Consider the following 20,967-nt stretch of genomic DNA (forward strand, 5'->3'; position numbering starts at 1 on the left):
TTCACCCGTCCGGCCGCGCCGGCGCTGTATTCTGGAAAAGATCTTGATGAATTTTTCGCGCCTGCTCTGCTCGGTTGCGCTGCTGCTCAATGCCTCACTGGCCCTCGCCCAGGGTTTTAAAATCTCGGATATCCGAATCAACGGCCTGCAACGGGTCTCTGCCGGCAGTGTGTTCGGCGCATTGCCCTTGAACGTAGGCGATGAAGCCGATGACCGGCGCCTGGTGGACTCGACCCGCGCATTGTTCAAGACCGGGTTTTTCCAGGACATCCAACTGAGCCGCGAAGGCGATGTGCTGATTATCAATGTAGTCGAGCGGCCCTCGGTTGCCAGTATCGTGTTCGAGGGCAACAAGGCGATCTCGACCGACGACCTGATGAAAGGCATGAAGCAATCCGGCCTGGCCGAGGGCGAGATTTTCCAGCGTGCCACGCTCGAAGGCGTGCGCAATGAATTGCAGCGCCAGTACGTGGCCCAGGGGCGCTATTCGGCATCGGTCGACACCGAGGTCGTGGCCCAGCCGCGTAACCGCGTGGGGGTGAAGATCAAGATTGACGAGGGCGAAGTGGCGTCGATCCAGCACATCAACGTGGTGGGTAATACGGTGTTCCCTGACGAGGCGTTGATCGACCAGTTCACCCTCAAGACCAGCAACTGGCTGTCGTTTTTCAAGAACGACGATAAGTACGCCCGCGAGAAACTCTCCGGCGACCTCGAACGGCTGCGCTCCTACTACCTGGATCGCGGCTATATCAACATGGATATCGCCTCGACCCAGGTGTCCATGACCCCGGACAAGAAGCACGTGTACATCACCGTGAACATCCAGGAAGGCCAGAAATACACGGTGCGCTCGGTAACACTGAGTGGCGAGCTGAAGGTCCCTGAAGATCAGGTGAGTTCGCTGCTGCTGGTCCAAAAGGGCCAAGTGTTTTCGCGCAAGTTGATGACCACCACCTCGGACTTGATCACCCGTCGCCTGGGTAACGAGGGCTACACCTTCGCCAACGTCAACGGCGTACCGCAGGCCCATGAAGAAGACCACACGGTGGACGTCACCTTCAGCGTCGACCCTGGCAAGCGGGCTTACGTCAACCGGCTCAATTTCCGGGGTAACACCAAGACCGACGACAAGGTACTGCGCCGCGAAATGCGCCAGATGGAAGGCGGCTGGGCGTCCACCTACTTGATCGACCAGTCCAAGGTACGCCTTGACCGCCTGGGCTTCTTCAAGGAAGTGAACGTGCAGACCCCGGCAGTCGCCGGTGTGGATGACCAACTGGACGTGAACTACACCGTGGAAGAACAAGCGTCCGGCTCGATTACCGCCAGTGTCGGTTTCGCCCAGAGTGCCGGCCTGATCCTCGGCGGCTCGATCAGCCAGAGCAACTTCCTGGGCACCGGCAATTCCGCCAGCCTTGGGCTGACCCGCTCGTCGTACCAGAGCAAGTACAACATCGGCTTTACCGACCCCTACTTCACCACCGACGGGGTGAGCCTGGGCTACAACGCGTTCTACAGCAAGACTGACTACAACAAGTACTACGATGACGGGGTGTCCTATTACGCGATCAATAGCTTTGGCCTTGGCGCGACCCTCGGCTACCCGATCAATGAAACCTCGCGCCTGAGTGTTGGCCTGACGGCGCAACACGACAGCATCGAGCCGGGCACCTACAGCGCCGACGAGATCTACGACTTTGTCGACCGCGAAGGCAAGGAATTCACCAATTTCAAGGCCAACCTGGGCTGGTCGGAGTCGACGTTGAATAAAGGCGTACTGGCCACCCGCGGCCATTCGCAGAACCTCAACCTGATGGTAACGGTGCCCGGCAGCGACCTGAGTTTCTACAAAATCGACTACTCCGGGCAGACCTTCCTGCCTGTCAGCAACAACACATCGCTGCGCTTCCATACCAAGCTCGGCTACGGCAACGGATATGGCTCGACGGATAGCCTGCCCTTCTATGAAACCTACACGGCAGGCGGCGAAGGTACGGTGCGTGGCTTTGAAAGCGGCACCCTCGGCCCACGCAACACCCCGGCCACCGGCACCTATTCCAGCGCCGGCCAGGCGTATTACACCGACCGCGACACCGAGGCCCTGGGCGGCAATATCCTGATCACCGGCGGTGCTGAATACCTGTTCCCGGTGCCGTTTATCAAAGACAACAAATCCGTACGCACCTCAGTGTTCTGGGATGTCGGCACGGTGTATTCGGACAAGTGCTACCTGAGCACCACCCAGGGCTGTGGCAGCGTGGATTTGAGCCAGATGGCCAGCTCGGTGGGCGTCGGCGTGACGTGGTACAGCCCGTTGGGGCCGCTGAGCGTGAACTTGGCGTATCCGATTCGAACGCCGGAGAATGCGGACAAGCAGGTGTTTCAGTTTTCCATGGGGCAGACGTTTTGAGAGGCACGCCACACCCTTGGTATCAGATGAAGATTGCACCCTGAGCCAGTCCTTTTGTGGGGGTAAAGTAGGGGAAATCCGCTCTATGGTCAGCGCCAACGTTTTTCGATCAATCTGGCAACGAATCAGGCGTCCTGCAAAATCAGGTCGGCGCCCTTCTCCGCCACCATCAGTACGGCGGCGTGGGTATTGCCGCTCGTCACATTGGGAAAAATCGACGCATCGACAATGCGCAGACCATCGAGGCCATGGACTTTAAGCCGTTTATCGACCACTGACGTCTGCACATCCGCCCCCATCGCGCACGAGCCGCACAGGTGATAGATCGAACCGCTGTTTTCGCGAAAGTACTGCAGCATCTGCTCATCGCTTTCGACCATCGGCCCCGGGAGTACTTCTGCAACCGTGATGCTTTTCAAGGCCGGCGCCTGCATGATGTTGCGCATCAGCCGACTGCCCTGGATCACTTCGTCGATGTCCTTTTGTGTGCTCAGGTAATTGGGATCGATCAGCGCAGCGTCCCGGGGGTTCTTCGACTTGATCTCGATATGCCCGCGACTCGTCGGCCGGCATGGGTTGAAACATAGCAGGAAGCCGGAATACGGCTCGGGCTTGAGGCTGGCCTTGTTGTTTTTCGGAATCTGGTACGACAGTGGATTGAAGTACAGCTGAAGGTTCGGGTTGGCCTGCGCCTCGTTGCCACGGAAGAAACCACCGGCCTGGTTGACGCTCATCGCCAAGGCACCCTTGCGGGTCAGCAGGTATTTGAGGCCGAGCTTGAACTGCCCGAACAGCGAGCTGAGCTGGTCATTAAGCGTCGGGATATTGGCCTTGTAGTAGTAGCTGGCGCACAAGTGATCCTGAAGGTTCTGCCCCACCGCCGGCAGGTGCTTGACTAGCGGAATCTGGTGCCTGGCCAGCAACGCCCGATCGGCGACACCGGATAGTTGCAGAATCTTCGGTGTGTCGACGGCACCAGCGCAGAGGATCACCTCCTTGCGTGCCTGGAAAGTGCGGACCACGCCGTGTTGGGTCACGGAAATACCGCTGGCCCGCTCGTTCTCGAACACCACCCGATCCACCAGCGCGTAATGCTCGACCGTCAGGTTCGGGCGGCCGAGTGCGGGATGCAGATGCGCAAAACTACTGGAGCTGCGCTGGCCGTCCTTGGTGTTGACATCGTAGATACCCGAGCCTTCGAATTTCGGTCCGTTGAAGTCGTCACTATGCGGGTAACCGAGTTCATCGCAACCCTTGAGGAACACATCGCAGATCGGATGGGTCTCTCCCTTCATCGGAGTGATGCTGATCGGGCCGCTGCCGCCGTGGTATTCGCTTTCGCCCAACGGGTGGTTTTCCAGTTTGCGAAAATACGGCAACACGTCCTTAAAACTCCAGCCATCGTTGCCGTTGGCGGCCCAATCGTCGAAGTCATGGGCCTGGCCACGGACGTAGACCATCGCATTGATAGAGCCCGAACCGCCTTGGACCTTACCGCGCGGCGCATAAATTTCACGATTATTGAGCTGCTTTTGCGGCTGGCTGTAGTACATCCAGTTGAAGGTCGGGTTGTAATACATCTTGGCGAAGCCGACCGGGATCTTGAACCACAGCGAACTGTCCTTGCCGCCCGCTTCCAGCAGCAGCACCGTGTATTTGCCGCTGGCCGATAGCCGGTTGGCGAGGATGCAGCCGGCTGCGCCTGCGCCAGCGATGATGTAGTCGTATGTCATGCACGGTTACCGCGTAAGTCGTTATTTAAAAAACACCCGTCCCGCTACGGAACTACGGGAAGTCCCGTCAGCCTCTGGCCGGCGATGTGTCTTTGACGTCTGCCGGGGCCGGCGCCATTTGCAGGTGCAAACGCTCACCGGTATATGGCGAATGCTTGCGCACCACCTCCATGTTCAGCTCCACCCCAAGGCCAGGCTCGGTGGACGGGATGATGTAGCCGTCCTCCCATTGCAGTGGCTTGGTCAGCACTTCGGCGTGGAAGCCGCCCCAGGTCATGATGCTTTCCTGGATCAGGAAATTCGGGGTACAGGTTGCCAACTGGAAACTCGCCGCCGCGCCAATCGGCCCGTTATAAAGATGCGGTGCGATCTGCGCGTAATAGGCCTCGGCCATGCTCGCGATCTTCTTGGCTTCCAGCAGCCCGCCACAACGGGCGACGTTCATTTGCAGAATCGACGCACCGCCAGCCTGCAACAGCTTGAAGAATTCGTACTTGGTGGTCAGCCGCTCGCCCGTAGCAATCGGAATAGTGGTCTTGGCCGCGACTTGCGCCATCGCCTCCTCCTGCCCCGGTGGAACTGGCTCTTCAAACCACAACGGGTCGTACTTCTCCAGACGCTTGGCCAGGCGAATCGCCGAGGACGGGACCATTTGCCCGTGGGTGCCGAACAGCAGGTCGCACTTGTCGCCCACCGCTTCGCGGATCTTGCGGCAGAAGGTTTCGCAGCGCTCCAGCACTTCCAGCGAAATCTGGTGCCCGGAGTACGCGGTGTACGGCCGGCCGGGTCGAACTTCACGGCGGTGAAGCCTTTATTCATGTTCTCGATGGCGCATTCGGCAGCCAGGTCCGGATCGTCGTAGTCGTACTCGCCCTGGCTGTTGACCGGGTACAGGTAGGTGTAGGAACGCAGACGCTCATTGACCTTGCCGCCAAGCAATTCATAGACCGGCTTGTTCGCCGCTTTGCCGATGATGTCCCAGCAGGCCATCTCCAGGCCGCTGACCACGCCCATCATGGTCAGGTCGGGGCGCTGGGTGAAACCGCTCGAATAGGCCTGACGGAAAAAGCGTTCGATGTGATGGGGGTCGTGGTTGAGCAAGTAGCGTTCAAACACGTCTTCGATGATCGGCAGCATGGCTTTGGGGCCGAAGGTCGCAGCGTATATTTCGCCGACACCCTCAATGCCGCAATCGGTCTTGAGCTTGACGAACAGCCAATACATACCGCCGATGTGCGGTGGCGGGACGGCAACAATATGGGTTTCAAGGGCGACGATTTTCATCTCAGGCACCTGTTTTATTCGAAGATTGACGATTGATACGCGCGCGCAAGGTCAGGGCCGCGAGGGTCCCGATCAGGCCGACGGAGGCGATGTAGCCGAAATACAGCTTGTAACCAAGGGCACCGGGGAAGTGCTCGGTAAGGTAGCCGTTGATCAATGGAATAAAGGCGTCCGGCAGGTAACCGACCACCGAGACAATACCGATGGCCAGGCCGGTAATGCGCAGTGGAATATTGCAGGTGTCGAGGATCGCCCAATACAAACCGCGGATCGCGTAAGTCATCAGGCCGATGAAAATCACCGTACCAATCAACAGGCCCATGCTGTTGAGCGCCGGAAACACGATCAGGCCGACCATCGCCAGGGTTGCGAGGAACAGCGCCACGATCAGCACCGAAATGTTCGAGAACCTGTCACCGAGCCAGCCGCCACCGATACCGCCAATCGGGCGCATCCACAGCTTGATGGTGGTGATAGTGCCGGCCATGACGGCGGTCATGCCGCCGCCCTGCAAATAATCCGAGAAGCTGTAGGTCGCCCAGAATATGTGGTAACCGCAGAACACGATGGCCGTCACCAGCCACAGCTCGGGGATTCTCACCAGTGTGGCCAGGTCGCTGAGCAGGTTGTATTTACCCTTTTCCACTGGCGCGGTGTCCGCCATTGACTTCGGGTCCCTGATCAGCACCAGCACACAGCCGATGGCGATACAGGTGAAGGCGTAGAGGTAGACCACGTGCTTGAAACCTTCAGCGGCGGACTCGCCACGGGTCTCAGTGGCGAACGCGAACAGCCCCAGGGCAACCGTTGCGAGCAACGCCTCGACCAGGCCGCGACCGCCATCGAGGATGCCGAAGAACCGGCCCTGTTCAGTGTGATGGGCGATCATCTTCACCCGCTTGAGCACCGAGGCCCAGAACGTCAGGCCGGTGGTCAGGCCCCAGCAACCGAAGATGATCATCAGCCCGGTCATCGATGGTGCCGTGGAGTACCAGAGCCCCAAGGCTCCGGTGGCCACCAGCGAAAAGAAAACCAAAAACCGTGGCGCGATCCGGTCTGCCAGCCAGCCACTCGGTAAGTAGCTGAGCAAGAAGATCGTCCCCAGCATCGAGTACAGATAACCCAACTCGCTATGGTTGATCTGGAACACCTCGAGCATGGTCGTCTGGTAGACCTGACGCAGGTACAGGATCGGGTAAATAGCCCCGGCGGCCAGCACCAGCAGCATCAACTGGACGTAGCGACTTCCCGTGTCACTGTGGCTTTTTGCACCCGCGTTCGAACCCTGAACAGCGCCAACAGCGGTTGTAGACTTGGACATCTGTGAGACCTCGGGCAGCCCGGTGGTCCGGGCGCTCCAATAATTGTTTTTATAGGTTTGGCGTGAGGCGTGCTGCGGGTGGCTCAGTAATGCATGACTACAAGTCGGGTCTGGGTGAATTCGAGCATGCCGTGCTTGCCGTCGTCGCCGCCAAGGCCCGAGCGTTTCCACCCGGCGTGGAAGCCTTGATAGGGGTCGGCCGGGGTCCGGTTGACGTACAACTCGCCGGCCTCGATGGAGTTGGCGACTTTCAGGGTGGTGCGATAGTTTTCGGTGTACAGCACCGATGACAGGCCGAACTGATGGTCGTTGGCCATGGCCAGCGCTTCTTCTATGTCGCGGTACTTGAGCACTGGCAGCACCGGGCCGAAGATTTCTTCCTGGATGATTTCCATATCCTGGCGGCAGTTGCTCAGCAGCGTCGGCGGGTAGAAATGGCCGTTGCCCTCTGGAATGAAGCCGCCTGTTTCCAGTACAGCACCGTCAATGACGGCGCGCTCGACCATGGCGTGGATGTTTTGCTGCGAGCTTGCGTTGACCAACGGGCCCATCAAGCTGGCGTCGATGGCGCGGTCGCCAAACTTCACGGCGCTGATTTTGGCTTTGAGCAACGCGAGGAATTGTTCGTAGACACTTTCCTGCACGTAGACCCGCTCCACCGCCGTGCACAACTGACCGCAGTGAGTGGTCTTGGACGCGACGATAGCGCTGGCGGCGGCGTCAAGGTCAGCGTCGGCTTCAATGATTGCCGGGGTTTTACCGCCCAGTTCCAGGGACGGCTTGGCGATGTTGGCCTTGCAATAATCGAGCACGATGCGCCCGGCGTTGACGCTGCCGGTCAGGGTGATCAAACCGACCGCTGTGTGGGTGCACACCGCTGCGGCGGTGGCATGGTCCATGGTCAGGATGTTGACCACGCCCGCGGGCAGACCGGATTTCTGCACAGCCTTGGCGATTTCAAACGCCGAGGTCGGGGTGTTGTTGCTGGGGCGCACCACCACGGTATTACCGGCAATCAGTGCCGGGGCGATTTTGCGCAGCAAGGTGTAGACCGGGTAGTTGAACGGAATCAGGCACGCGACCACGCCAATCGGCTCGCGGTGCAGGAAGAGGTTTTCGTTCGGGGTGTCACTGGGAATGATCTCGCCTTCGATCCGCCGCGCCCACTCGGCGTGGTAACGGGTGATTTGCGCGGCGTAACGGGCTTCGTTGCTGGCGTCGCTGACACTTTTGCCGGACTCGGCGGCCAGGGCGGCACCGATGCTCTCGGCGCAGGCTTCCAAGGCGTCAGCGAATGAACGCAAATGGTTGGCGCGTTCGATGCTGGTGAGCTTGCCCCAGCGCTTCTGAGCGGCGGCAGCAGCCTCAACAGCGGCAGTAGCTTCAGCGCGGGTGGCGGCCGAAACCTGACCGACCAAGGCTTCGGTCGCCGGGTTGTAGACTGCAATCAGCGCATCGCTGGCAGGCTCAATGAAGTGACCGTTTACAAAGTTTCGCTCAAGTCGCATGTGAATCGCCCATCGTTGTTTTTATCCAGTTCCCGCAGTTTTGGCATCCTGAGGGGGTTGAACAAACGATTTATTGAGCGGCGTAACATTCAAAAAATGCAGGTTACCCCTGAGGGCGTCAAATTTCCCGTGAGGGCTGGGGAGCTCAGCTGGCGGCGGTGGAGGGTTCGAGCTGCCTTTGCGCCAACCAGATTTCCTCCTGCAACCACTGGCTGAACACCTGCAATTGCGGCAGCAAGGTCTGCTCCGGCCGAGTCACCAGCCAGTAGGATTGATGCCCTTCCACATGCACGTTCAGTACCTGGGTCAACTGCCCGCTGGCCAGCTCCGGAGCAACCATGTGCCAGTCAGCAATGGCGATGCCCAACCCGTCAGTGGCGGCGCGAATCGCCAGGTCCAGCAGGTCGAACTCATAGCCGCCCTGAGTATCGACACCGCTGATTTTCGCCGCGTCGAGCCAGTGTTTCCAGGTCAGGTAACGCTGGTCTTCCCTGGCCAACACATGCAGCAAGGTCAGGCGATTAAGGTCGATACCGCCCTCGCTCGCTTCCCGCGCATACAACGACGGCGCGCACACCGCGATGTGCCGTTCCTGAATCAGCAGCGAGCTGTCCAGCCCATCCCATTCGCCATCGCCAAAGCGGATCGCGCAGTCCAGGGTGCTGGTTTGCGCCAAGCTATCCTGCAAACGCGTGGTGATGCTCAGCTCCAATTCGGGGTGTTTCTCCCGCAGCCGCCCCAGGCGCGGCATCAACCAGCGGCTGGTGAAGGTTGGCGGTGCGTTGATGTGCAGGCGATTGGCGTGGGACTTCTGCTGGATGCTACGCACCGTCAGCTCGATTTTGTCGAAGGATTGATGCAGCGCCCGCAGCAAAACCCGGCCGGCGCTGGTCAGTTCAAGGTGATGATGCCGGCGTTCCAACAGATTCTCGCCGAGCTGTTCTTCAAGCTGGCGCACCTGGCGGCTGACGGCACTTTGGGTGACATTGAGCAGTTCCGCCGCCCGGGTAAAACTGCCGGTACTGCCGGCCACTTCGAAGGCTTTGAGCGCGTTGAGCGCGGGCATTTTGCGTTTCATAAACAGTACTCGCGCTGGGGCTGACGAGCCATAAGCATCCCACGGCTTGCGGGAAATTTCCTGAGTAACATGCATTTTTGTGTTGTGCGGGGAGATTTCCTCGCTCCCCCCACAGGTGATCGGCACTATTCAATTACGTCGGTTTGCGCCCTGCCACTGTCGCTGACGTATAAATAGCATGCGTATTTTGCAGCCCACTCATGACTATTAAGCACTGGCTGTTTTATTTATATAAACGCTAGTCTTATTTTCAATTAAACACCCGACTAAAACCAACGCACTTACATAGGGCAGACCTTGCACTTTCGCCCCAATCTATCGCACTTAAATTGACCGAGCCAAACCATGCCAACAAACACCCACTCACCCACAAGAAGTATTGTTTTATTGGCGCTTATCTTTACGGCGTGTAACGCCACCACCCACGGCTTCAGTATCTTCCTTTATTCGGCCTTATTACCGCAGATACGCCAGGTATTCGAGCTGAGCTACAGCCAGGCCGCGCTCATCGCGGCGCTGCTGCAACTGTTCTACATGGGCGCATCAATTGTCAGCGGCGTCGCCGCGGCGTGGATCAGCCCGCGCAACATGGTAAAGCTGACGATGGCCTTGAGCCCGGCGCTGCTGGCGCTGGCGGTCGCTACCCCGTGGGTGCTGCCGTTCGCGCTATGCCTGGCACTGGTCTCGGCCTGCGCCGTATCGAATTGGAACGCCATCGCCGCACTGGTCGGCGAAGTGATCCCCGCATCCCACCGCAGCCGCGTGCTGGGCCTGGCGTCGTCGGGCGCAGCGTTCGCGATCTGCCTTAACGGTGTGCTGATCGCCCTGTTGCGGGGTATCTCGTTGCAGTACTTCTGGCTGATGTGCGCCGGGCTGACCTTGATTGTCACACTACTGACCTTTTGGGCCTTGGCGCCGTTGGCGACAGGCCAACACATCAAGCAAAGCAGCGCGCCGTCGCTACGCCCGGTCCTCAGACAATGGGTGAACCTGTGCCTGGAATACCCGGTGGCGCTGCACATACTGTTGCTCAGCGCCTTCATAGGTGGGATCAGCGGTCCTTTCCTGAATTTCCTCTCGGCGTTTGCCAGCGGACGGCTGGGCGCCAACGCAGAGGTCACCGGGTCGCTGTGGACACTGATCGGGATCGGCGGGGTTGCAGGCGGTTTGTTACTGGGCGCGTTGGCGGATCGCTGGGGGGCACTGAGGGTGATGGCATTGAGCATCAGCGCCTTCGGCCTGGCGATGCTTGCCTTGCTCTGGCAACCGAGCCTGAACCTGACATGGCTGGCGGCCGGGCTGTTCGCGCTGTTCTATTTCCCGGTCTGGGGCTTGATGGCCGCCTACCTCAGCGCACGCTTGAGCCCCGTGCACAGCCTGCAAGTGGTGAGCCTGAGCATGGTCGGTTATGGCTTGGGCAGCGCCACCGCCAATTGGCTGTGCGGCTGGCTGCTGCAAGCCACCGGGCAGTTTGGCCTGGTGCACGGCTGGATCATCTGCTGGGTCACTGCCAGCCTGCTATTGCTGGGGATGATGGCCCGCCGTCAACGTTGTAAGCCGGCGCTCGGCCAGCCAGTCTGAACCTAAGCGGCGCGACAAAATGTCCACCAAAGCCTCCACCGCCTGCGCCTCGCGCTGAGGAGAACGCCAGAACATTAACCGCGCCGGCTCAATCGGCGGGAAGCCCTGAGCCGCGTCCAGCACCTGCCAACCCGCCGGCACCAGGCGTCGCGCCGTGACACCGACCGAATGCCCCTGTTCGATGGCAATCCCGATGCCACGCGGGCTCTGGCTGGTGTAAACCACATGCCACGCCCGCCCGGCCTCGGCCAGCGCCCGCACTGCGTTGGCTCGAAAGGCGCAGCCCTCGGCATACACCGCCAGCGGCACCGATGAATCCGTACCGGCGCACCACCCCTCAGCCGCCACCCACACCAGAGGTTCGTCGCACAGGTATTCACCCGGTTGCAGATTGGCGTGTTGCACGCCGAGCACCAGGTCCAGTTCACTGCGTTGCAAACGACTGACCAGCGCCGTCGACATCTCGCAACAAATATCCGGCCGCACGTGAGGAAACTGCGCCTGAAAGTCGCGCAACACCCCGGCCAGGCAATACTGGGCGTAGTCTTCGGGCATGCCGACGTGAATGCACACCTGCTCATCGGGCAGTTGCACGGCGTTGATCGCATCGGCGTGCAGCTTGAGGATCTGCCGCGCATAGATCAGAAATGTCTCGCCACCGGGTGTAAGGCTCACCGAGCGACTGCTGCGTTGGACCAACGGCGTGCCGACGATCTCTTCCAGGCGCTGCAAACTCTGGCTGATGGTCGATTGGGTTTTGTGCAGGCGCTCGGCCGCCGCAGAAAATCCGTGGCACTCGATAATCGCGACAAACACTTTCAGTAAGCTTCCATCCAGTTCGCCTGACATAACTATCGCCCCTGCCGATGGATTCGATCACAACTTGTAATTTCCACTTCACACCTCTTTAAGCAACTATCGACTCAACGCCAAACACTGTTAATTGATAGTTCCAGGAGACTTGCATGAGCCTTCAACTTGCCGACGCCGAAGTGGGCGATATCAGCGATATTATAAATACCGAGTTATACCCCATACATGATTCGGGCCATGTCCGGTTGCAGGCGCTGATCGAACACGCCCGTGCCGAACTGGCCGAAGACGGTTGCTGCCTGCTGAAGAATTTCCTGCGGCCCGAGGCGTTGCAACAGGCCCGCGCCGAAGGTCAGGCGCTGTCGGGCAAGACTTTTTACTCGGTGCGCAAGGTCAACGCCTACTTCACCGAAGACGACCCCGCCCTGCCCCAGGATGACCCGCGCCGCACATTCATGGAGCGCACCAGCGGTTTTGTCACGCGGGACATGATTGCCCCGGACGCGATCATTCATCGCCTGTACGTCTCGCCGATGATGAAGCGATTTATCGGTGCCTGCCTCAACGAGCCGGAGATCTTCGAATACGCCGACCCGTTCGCCGGGCTGGTGATCAACGTGATGCCCGAAGGGACTGAGCAGCCCTGGCACTTCGATACCAACGAATTCATCGTCAGCATGATGACCCAGAAGCCTGAGGCCGGCGGTCTGTTCGAGTACGCGCCGATGATCCGCACCCGCAGCCAGGAAAACCTCGGCGCCGTCGGCAACGTAGTACGCGGCGACGATCGAAGCCGCGTGCAGGAACTGGAACTCAACCCCGGCGACCTGCAGATCTTCAAGGGACGCTTTTCGGTGCACCGGGTAACGCGCGTCGAGGGCGCCACTGAACGTAATACGGCGATCTTCGCCTACTCCGAAAAGCCCGGAATCATCGGCCGTGCCCAGCGCACCAAGCAGCTTTACGGACGCCTGTCCGAAGCCCATCTGCAAGCCGAACGCAACCTGGTGCGCAGCGACAAGTTGCTCGACTGATTCATCCCAAAAATTCTTAGAAAAAACCAACCGTATTTGCCCTGCGAGGAACACCCCATGAGTTTGTCCGGCCCTAACCGCAACCCCGCCGACTGCGAACCTACGTACGACGAGATCCAGCAGATCCAACTCGACCGCTTGCAAAGGGTACGTAACGAACTGAAAAAACGCGACTACGCCGCGTGCGTGCTGTTCGACCCGACCCACATGCGCTATGCCACCGGCTCGCGCAACATGCAGGTGTACTCGGCGCGCAATCCGGCACGTTACGCCTTCATCCCGGCAGAAGGCCCGGTGGTGGTGTTCGAATTCGGTGGCTGCCTGCACCTGGCGGAACAGCTCAACACCGTCGACGAAGTGCGCCCGGCCAAAGCCATCTCCTATTACTTCTGCGACAGCTTCCTGAATAACGTCACTGCCGAATGGGCCGCTGAAATCGGTGAATTGATGCGCAGGCACGGCGGCGGCAACAAGCGCATCGCCATCGAAAGCGCGACCTCGGCCGCTGCGTTCGAACTGCAAAAACTTGGCTACCAGATTTTCGATGCCCAGGAACCGCTGGAGCGCGCACGCTGCATCAAAGTGCCGAACGAGCTGAAGATGATCCGCGCCAGCCTGCGTGCCACCGAGGCCGGCGTGCGCTTGATGGAGAGCAAACTGGTGCCGGGCGTCAGCGAAAACGAACTGTGGTCGCACTTGCACCAACACGTCATCGCTACCGACGGCGACTACGTCGAAACCCGCCTGCTGTCTTCCGGCCCGCGCACCAACCCGTGGTTCCAGGAATGCAGCACCCGGCCCATCGACGCCGGTGACCTGGTAGCGCTGGACACCGATGTTGTCGGGCGTTTCGGCTACTACGCGGACTTTTCACGGACCTTCCTGTGCGGCGAGCAAGCCGCCACCGCCAAGCAACAGGAGCTGTACAAACTGGCCTACGAACAAGTGCAGACCAACATGGAAATGCTCAAGGCCGGCCGCAGCTTCAAGGAATACGCCGAGCTGGCCTGGAGAATCCCGGACAACTACAAGGCCAACCGTTATTTCGCCCTGGCCCACGGGGTTGGCATGACCGGTGAATACCCGTACGTGGTGCACCGCGAAGACATTGATGCGCTGGGTTACGACGGGGTGTTCGAAGCCGGCATGACTATCTGCGTGGAAAGCTATATCGGCCACGATGCAGGCGGCGAAGGGGTCAAGCTCGAAGAGCAGATCTACATCCACGAAAACGGCATCGAGTTGCTCTCGGACTACCCGTTCGATCCGCGCCTGATGCCGCGCTGAGTTGCGCCGACGGCGCCGTCACCTCCTTCGACACCGTCCGTTTTTCCCCTTGTTCCCACCCGGAACAAGGGGCGTTTGCGGCCACTGCGCAGTGTTTGTACCCGCGCTTTCCTCCGTCCGGCCTGTCTAGCTCACGCGGCAGCCTTTCTTACGGTCAGTAACATGCATTTATCGAACGTTTCAGCGTTGAATTTATCGTTTGTCGATCGTTGCCCAAATGACAAAACTGCGGGCATCTCTAATAAAAACAACATGAGAGCAGCCCTATGTCATACCTCGCCTGCGTCCTTCTGATTTCGTTGCGCCTTGTTCTTCTGCCGGCTTCACGCCTGTCACGCCTGCGCCTCTGCGCTGCCGGCCACTGACAGTCTCGGTTCATCGAACCGAACGCGTCTGCCGCTCGTCCCTTCTGCGGCCAGTCGAAAAACGCACTTTTGCACGTTATCGGAGAGGCATATGAAAGACTTAATGACACTGGACGGCACGCTGCCGCATCCAGCGGTGAACGACCTGTGCACCCAAGTCAAAAGTGGCGAGATCAATCGTCGCCAATTCCTGCGCACCGCCGCGCTACTGGGCATCACCGCCGCCAGCGCCAGTACGTTCCTCGGCTCCGCGCTGCTCGGTAATTCGGCCCATGCCGCTGACGCGGTAACGCCACGCCAGGGCGGCAGCCTGCGGTTTGCCTGCGCCATCCAGGAAATCCAGGACCCGATGCTGATCACCTGGATCGAAGCCTCCAACCTGCTGCGCAACAGCCTTGAATTCCTGACCTGGGTCGACGCCGACAACATCACTCACCCCTACCTGGCCGAGAGCTGGAGCCCGTCCGAGGACCTGAAAACCTGGACCTTCAACCTACGCCAGGACGTAAAGTGGAGCAACGGCGACACCTTCAACGTCGAGGACGTGCAGCACAACATCGAGCGCTGGATTGCCGCCGATTCCAAGTCGGTCAACCGCACTGCATTCCAGGACATCACAGCCTTCGAAAAAGTCAGTGACTTCCAGTTCCGCCTGGTGCTCAAGCGACCGATGCTGGCGATCCCGGAAATGCTCAACGCCTTCACCTGCGCGATCGTCCACCGCAGCTTCAAGGCCGGTGACGACTGGGCGAAAAACCCGCTGGGCACCGGGCCGTTCAAACTGGTGTCGTTCGCGGTCAACAAGCAGGCGACTTTCGCCAAGCGCACCGATTACTGGCGCAAACCGGCGAACCTCGACGAATTGCGCTACGTCGACATGGGTACCGACATTTCCACCCATCTCGCGGCACTGCAGGCCGGGCAAGTGGACGTGTTGTACCGGGTGACCGTGGCCGAACTGGATCTGGCGAAACGCTTGCCCGGGGCGCAGTTGCTGACCTGTAAATCGGCGCAAACCATCGTCATGCGCATGGCTTGCGACCAGAAGCCATTCGATGACGTGCGGGTCCGCAAAGCTGTAGTGCTCTGCGCCGACAATGCGCAGATGCTGAAAATCGCCTACCGCGGCATGGGCACACTAGGCGAAGACCACCACGTCGCCCCGTCCCACCCGGAATATTTTCCGTTGCCAAAGCGTGCGCGTGACCTATCAGGCGCGAAGAAACTCCTTACTGAAGCGGGCCACCCGAACGGCATCGACATCGACCTGATCGTCGGCAACACTCAGGGTCGCTACGAGCAGGATTGCGCGCAGATCCTGCAACAAAACTGCGCCGAGGCCGGCATTCGTATCAACCTCAAAGTGATCCCGGCCACGCAATACTGGCCGATCTGGGACAAGGCCGCGTTCAGCCTCACCTACTGGGCGCACCGCCCGCTTGGTGTGATGTCGCTGGAGCTGGCCTACCGAAGCGGCGCGGCCTGGAATGAAAGCCACTACAGCGACCCAGCGTTCGACGCAGCGCTGGACAAAGCCATGGGCATCATCGACCCGAAACAACGGGCCGCGGCGATGCAAAGCGTCGAGCAGATCCTGCAAGACGCCTGCGTCATGGTCCAGCCGTTCTGGGGCGATAAATTCACCGCCGCAAGCAAGAAGGTCCAGGGGTTCCAGGTTCACCCCTCGGATTTCTACCCAATGGATCAAGTCTGGCTGAGCGCCTGATTCAAGCGCCCCGAACGAGCCCGCCCACTCAGCTGCGGCGGGCCGCCATCCCTTGATTAGCCGGAGCGTGCGAGCATGGCTGAATTTCTATTGCGCAAGTTATTGGCGCTGGCGGCAACCTTGCTGTCGGTGTCAGTGATCGTGTTCCTGGCGTTGGAACTGAATATCGAAGACGTCGCAATCAACGTCCTCGGCCCCTACTCTGCCGCCGACCAGCGCGCCGCATGGCTGGTGGAACACGGTTACGACCAACCCTTCGTCTGGCGCTACCTGGTGTGGCTGAAGGACTTTCTCAGCGGCGACTGGGGCACCTCGGTGCATTTCCGGGAGCCGGTGATTGATCTGCTGCTGCCGAACCTCGGGCAAACGTTGATCCTCGCGGGATTAGCGTTGGCCGTGATGGTACCGGTAGCGCTGACACTCGGTATTCTGGCCGGGATTCGCCAAGGCTCGGCGGTGGATCGATTGGTGTCGTTTCTGTCGATCGTCACCACCTCGATCCCAGACTTCGCCAGCGCGGTGTTTGTCTCGGCAATCTTCGTGTTCTGGCTTAACTGGCTGCCGGGCGTGAGCAGCATGAGCGACGGCTTTAATCCGGTGGAACTTGCTCTGCCGCTGATGGTGCTGTGCCTGTTCGGCATCGGTTATCTGGCGCGTATTACTCGGGCCTCGATGGTCGAAGTGATGCAGGCGCCCTACATCCGCACCGCCCGCCTCAAAGGCGCGTCGACCTCGCGCATCGTGTTGCGCCATGCCCTGCGTAACGTGTTGATCGCACCCATCACCGTGATCATGTTGTACATCCCGTGGCTGCTGTCGAACGTGATCGTGGTCGAGGTGTTTTTCGCCTACAAGGGTTTCGGTTCGCTGCTGTACACCGCGTCGTTGAACCACGATGTCTACCTGATCGAAGCCTGCGCGATGATCAGTGGCATCGTGGTCGGCGCGACCAAAATCTTCTCGGACCTGGCCTACACCTGGCTCAACCCGCGCATAACGTTGCGCAGTCTTGGCGGAGGTGGCCAATGAACTTCCTTAATGCGTTCAAGCATCCTTTGGCGTTACTCGGTTTGTTATTGGTGGGCGGCTGGGTGCTGATGGCGCTGTTCGCACCGTGGCTGGCGCCCCATGATCCGCTGGAAAGCTTCACCCCGTTGCTGACGCCGATGACTCCGGATGGCGACGGCCTGCACTTTCTGCTGGGCACCGACATGATCGGCCGGGACATTCTCTCGCGGCTGATCTGGGGCACGCGTACCGTGTTGTTCTGGTCGATTCTGGCGACGCTGACCGCATTCGCCGTGGGCATCGCCATGGGCCTGTGCGCCGGCTACTTCAATGGCTGGGTCGATGCGGCACTGTCCTATGTCGCCGACACCGTGCTGTCGTTCCCGGTGCTGGTGTTGTACATCGTGATCATCATCGCCCTCGGCGCGTCAGCGCTTAACATCCTGATTGCGGTGACCTTCACCAGCGCTCCGGCGATCTTCCGGATCATGCGCGCGCTGACCATCGACATCCGCTCACGGGATTACGTGCTCAGCGCCATCACCCAGGGTGAAGGATCACTGCGGATCATGCTGGTGGAAATCCTGCCCAATTGCGGCGGCCCGTTGATCGTCGATTTCTGCCTGCGCATCGGCTACACCGCGATCATGATCGGCGCCCTTGGTTTCCTCGGCCTCGGATTGCCGCCGCCGACCCCGGACTGGGGCGGCATGATCAACGAAGGCCGCAGCATGGCCATCGCGTTCCCGCACTTGGTGATCTTCCCGTGCATTGCCATCTCCACCCTGATGCTGGGCCTGAGCCTGTTGGCGGACGGTCTGGACGAACACGCCCAAAAAGGCGCAAGGAGCTGAGCATGAGCCATCAACCCGTATTGAAAGTGGATAACCTTTCCATCGAACTGCCTGCCGGCGCTGACCGTAGCCACGCCGTCAAGGGCATCAGCCTGGATGTACGCAAAGGCGAAATTCTGTGTGTAATCGGCGAGTCGGGCTCCGGCAAATCGGTGCTTTCGGCCGCGATCATGGGCGATTACGCCAAGGGCCTGCGCCACAGTGAAGGCGTGATTGATTTCCTCGGCGAGGATATCTGCCGCATGGATGAAAACGCTCTGCGCAAGCTGCGCGGCAACCGCATCGCAATGATTTTCCAGGAGCCAATGGCGGCGCTGAACCCGGCGATTCGCATTGGTCAGCAGGTCGAGGAAATCTTCGACATTCACGCGCCGCACATGCCCGCCACGGAGCGCCGTGAACGCATGCTCGCCCTCCTGGATTCGACACAACTGCCCGATCCGCCACGGATTGCCAACAGCTTCCCGCATCAACTCTCGGGCGGCCAATGCCAACGAGTGGTGATTGCCATGGCACTGGCGATGAACCCGGATCTGCTGATTGCCGACGAACCGACCACCGCGCTGGATGTGACCACTCAGGCCCAGGTGCTGAAACTGGTCCGCGACCTGCGCGGTCGTGGTCAGCACGGCATCCTGTTCATCACCCACGACTTCGGCGTGGTGGCAGAAATCGCTGACCGCATCGCCGTGATGGAGGGCGGCGTGCTGGTGGAAATCGGTGAGCGCGATCAAGTCCTCAACTCGCCGAGACACCCGTACACCCGCAAGTTGATCGCCGCTGTTCCGGCCCTGCACCCGGAGCTGCACGCGCCGTGCGCCGACGGTGAGTTGGCGTTGCGCATCGAGCACTTGACCAAGACCTACAACGTCAGTGGCCGCTTGGTCCCGGCGCTCAAGGATGTCTCGCTGCAACTGCCCCGGGGCAAGACCCTGGCGATTGTGGGTGAGTCCGGCTCGGGCAAAAGCACCTTGGTCAAAGCCGCCATTCGGCTGGTGGAAAGCGACAGCGGCCATGTCTGGGTGGGTGACACGGATTTCCTGGCATTGCGCGGTTCCGCGCTGGCGGCCAATCGGCGGAGGATCCAGATGATTTTCCAGGACCCGTACGGCTCGCTCAATCCACGGCACCGGGTCGGCGACATCATCGCCCGCGCCGCGCAATTGCGCGGGTTGTCGGCCAAGGATGCGTGGACCGAGGCCGGTGATCTGCTGGAACAGGTCGGGCTCAAGCGTGATGCCCTCAAACGCAAGCCCCGGCAGTTCTCCGGTGGTCAGCGCCAGCGCATCGGTATCGCCCGTGCCCTGGCGATGCGACCGGAAGTGCTGATCGCGGATGAAAGCGTATCGGCGCTGGATGTCTCGGTGCAAAAACAGGTTTTGGAGCTGCTCGCCGAGCTGCAACAGCGTCTCAACCTGAGCATTTTGTTCATCACCCACGACCTGCGCGTGGCGGCGCAAATCAGTGACTACATCGCGGTGATGCGCCAGGGCGAAGTGGTCGAGTACGGCACGGCGGAACAGGTGTTGCTGCGACCGCAAAACACCTACACCCAGGCCCTGCTCGCGGCTGCACCCGGTGCTTCGGCGATCCCGCAGGTTTGCGCCATCGAACCAACGCCAAGGCTGATTCGACCGCAAGCCAGCTGAGTCAACAACCCTTTTCCCAGGTAGCAGCGTTCGCTGCTCCATGGGCTGCTGTTGCCAACGATAACTAAAAAACCAGGAGTATCACTGTGCGCACAACTACCCAGATCGCGGTCCGTTCCATCGCTCTCATTCCGCTGCTCGGAGCCTTTGCGGCCCCAGCCATGGCCGTGCAGGTCACCGACAACCTTGACCTCGGCGGTGCCATTCGGGCGCGCTGGGATTACGATCCGGACCGCGACATCCAGAAGTTCGGACTGGACACGGTGTTCCTCAGCGCCAAATATAACTCTGACACCTGGATCGGTGAGGCGCAGTATCGGTTCTATGGACGCTCCTACCCTTACCAGTACACCAAGAACTACGGCGATATCCAGTTCGCCAAGTTCGCGTGGGTCGGCTACAAGTTCAATCCCGACCAGCAAGTGCAGGTGGGCCTGAACACGGTGCCATTCGGTTTGCAGCCCTACTTCGGCAGCACCTTTTACGAAACCCTGGGCAACGTCATCGGCCTGGAAGATGTGCAACAAGTCGGCGCCAAGTACATCCAGCAAAGTGGCGACTGGAATATCCAGGCCGGCTACTACCTGCGCCCGGCGTGGCAAGGCAAAGGCACAAGCAAAGGGGTGACGTATTCCAGCGTGGTGTCCGGGGCCGACAGCTACGTGGGCGACGGGAGCGACAACCAGGAACGCAATACCGTGGTGCTGCGCGTGGCCAAGGCCCTGGACCTGGGCGCGTGGAAATCCGAAATCGGCCTCTCCGGCCTGACCTCGACCCTGGAAAACAAGGACACCGATAACGATGGCCGCCGCAACGCGGTGGCGGTGCACTACCTCGGCAAGAACGGCTCGTGGGGCGTGCAACTGCAAGCGGCGCGGCAACAAATGTCGCCGCGCAACCGTGGCAGCGATGAAGTGGTCACACTCGGCGGGTACGACGGCACCTACAACGTCGCCAGTCGCGGCAACTTGTACGTCGCCGACCTGAGCTACGACGTCGCCGGCAAATACCTGTTCGACCAGATCAGCGGTGTGAAGCTGTACGCCAACTACAGCGCCTTCGACAAATCCGCCGACGCGTTCAAGACGTCGCAACGGCTGATCCTGGGGACCTCGTTTTCCTTCAGCAAACTGTGGATCGCGACGGAATGGTTGTACGGCAAAAATGACCCGTACATTGGTGGCAGCAGTTACACCCAAAGTCTGGCGGCGGGTGGGAGTAACCAGTGGGAGAACCAGCTATACATGAACATCGGGTATTACTTCTGATCCGGATTGTCTGGCGTTTCTGAAGGCCTCTTCGCGAGCAAGCCC

14 protein-coding genes and 1 pseudogene are annotated in these 20,967 nt (G+C 60.0%); 9 read left to right on the plus strand and 6 right to left on the minus strand.

The annotated features are described in order from the left end of the window. Positions 1–46 precede the first annotated feature (46 nt). Positions 47–2,413 (plus strand): outer membrane protein assembly factor BamA, encoded by a 2,367-nt coding sequence (gene bamA / locus IQK56_RS21220; protein ID WP_150761478.1) that lies wholly within the window; start codon positions 47–49, stop codon positions 2,411–2,413. Positions 2,414–2,538: 125 nt separating this feature from the next. Here bamA and IQK56_RS21225 read toward each other — a convergent pair whose 3' ends face one another. From IQK56_RS21225 to IQK56_RS21245, 5 genes and pseudogenes are all read right to left on the minus strand, one after another. After that, positions 2,539–4,146, minus strand: coding sequence for a GMC family oxidoreductase (locus IQK56_RS21225; RefSeq protein WP_150761479.1), 1,608 nt, complete (start codon positions 4,144–4,146; stop codon positions 2,539–2,541). A gap of 67 nt (positions 4,147–4,213) precedes the next feature. Beyond that, a pseudogene (locus IQK56_RS21230) lies at positions 4,214–5,430 on the minus strand (mandelate racemase/muconate lactonizing enzyme family protein). Between the two features lies 1 nt (position 5,431). Further along, entirely contained in the window at positions 5,432–6,751 is a 1,320-nt protein-coding gene (locus IQK56_RS21235; protein ID WP_150761481.1) for an MFS transporter, read from the minus strand. An 83-nt stretch (positions 6,752–6,834) separates the two neighbouring features. Beyond that, positions 6,835–8,259 carry an aldehyde dehydrogenase gene (aldA, locus tag IQK56_RS21240; protein WP_193861744.1) on the minus strand — a complete coding sequence of 475 codons (1,425 nt, stop codon included), beginning with the start codon at positions 8,257–8,259 and terminating at the stop codon, positions 6,835–6,837. Positions 8,260–8,404: 145 nt separating this feature from the next. Next, entirely contained in the window at positions 8,405–9,337 is a 933-nt protein-coding gene (locus IQK56_RS21245; RefSeq protein ID WP_150761483.1) for a LysR substrate-binding domain-containing protein, read from the minus strand. 345 nt (positions 9,338–9,682) lie between these two features. Here IQK56_RS21245 and IQK56_RS21250 point away from each other — a divergent pair, with 345 nt between their 5' ends. Then, a complete protein-coding gene (locus IQK56_RS21250) occupies positions 9,683–10,918 on the plus strand; it encodes an MFS transporter (protein ID WP_193901814.1) in 1,236 nt (411 codons plus the stop codon). Here the strand turns inward: IQK56_RS21250 and IQK56_RS21255 are convergent. After that, positions 10,856–11,767, minus strand: coding sequence for a LysR family transcriptional regulator (locus IQK56_RS21255; RefSeq protein WP_193861745.1), 912 nt, complete (start codon positions 11,765–11,767; stop codon positions 10,856–10,858). The genes IQK56_RS21250 and IQK56_RS21255 overlap by 63 nt on opposite strands. Before the next feature lie 116 nt (positions 11,768–11,883). Between IQK56_RS21255 and IQK56_RS21260 the strand changes: the two genes are divergently transcribed. From IQK56_RS21260 to IQK56_RS21290, 7 genes are all read left to right on the plus strand, one after another. After that, positions 11,884–12,765, plus strand: coding sequence for a HalD/BesD family halogenase (locus tag IQK56_RS21260; RefSeq protein ID WP_193901815.1), 882 nt, complete (start codon positions 11,884–11,886; stop codon positions 12,763–12,765). Positions 12,766–12,822: 57 nt separating this feature from the next. Further along, on the plus strand, positions 12,823–14,052 hold the full coding sequence (locus IQK56_RS21265; RefSeq protein WP_193861746.1) for a M24 family metallopeptidase: 1,230 nt from the start codon (positions 12,823–12,825) through the stop codon (positions 14,050–14,052). Between the two features lie 456 nt (positions 14,053–14,508). Then, positions 14,509–16,143 carry an ABC transporter substrate-binding protein gene (locus IQK56_RS21270; RefSeq protein ID WP_150761488.1) on the plus strand — a complete coding sequence of 545 codons (1,635 nt, stop codon included), beginning with the start codon at positions 14,509–14,511 and terminating at the stop codon, positions 16,141–16,143. Positions 16,144–16,218: 75 nt separating this feature from the next. After that, a complete protein-coding gene (locus tag IQK56_RS21275; RefSeq protein WP_193861747.1) occupies positions 16,219–17,172 on the plus strand; it encodes an ABC transporter permease in 954 nt (317 codons plus the stop codon). After that, positions 17,169–18,005, plus strand: coding sequence for an ABC transporter permease (locus tag IQK56_RS21280; RefSeq protein WP_150761490.1), 837 nt, complete (start codon positions 17,169–17,171; stop codon positions 18,003–18,005). The genes IQK56_RS21275 and IQK56_RS21280 overlap by 4 nt, the downstream gene beginning before the upstream one ends. A gap of 2 nt (positions 18,006–18,007) precedes the next feature. Next, the gene (locus IQK56_RS21285; RefSeq protein WP_193861748.1) at positions 18,008–19,654 is read left to right on the plus strand and encodes a dipeptide ABC transporter ATP-binding protein; all 1,647 of its coding nucleotides are present in this window, start codon (positions 18,008–18,010) and stop codon (positions 19,652–19,654) included. Positions 19,655–19,815: 161 nt separating this feature from the next. Continuing rightward, positions 19,816–20,922 carry a hypothetical protein gene (locus IQK56_RS21290; protein ID WP_246500261.1) on the plus strand — a complete coding sequence of 369 codons (1,107 nt, stop codon included), beginning with the start codon at positions 19,816–19,818 and terminating at the stop codon, positions 20,920–20,922. The last annotated feature ends 45 nt before the right edge of the window (positions 20,923–20,967 follow it).

This window comes from Pseudomonas cyclaminis (genome assembly GCF_015163715.1).
Taxonomy (GTDB): Bacteria; Pseudomonadota; Gammaproteobacteria; order Pseudomonadales; family Pseudomonadaceae; genus Aquipseudomonas; species Aquipseudomonas cyclaminis.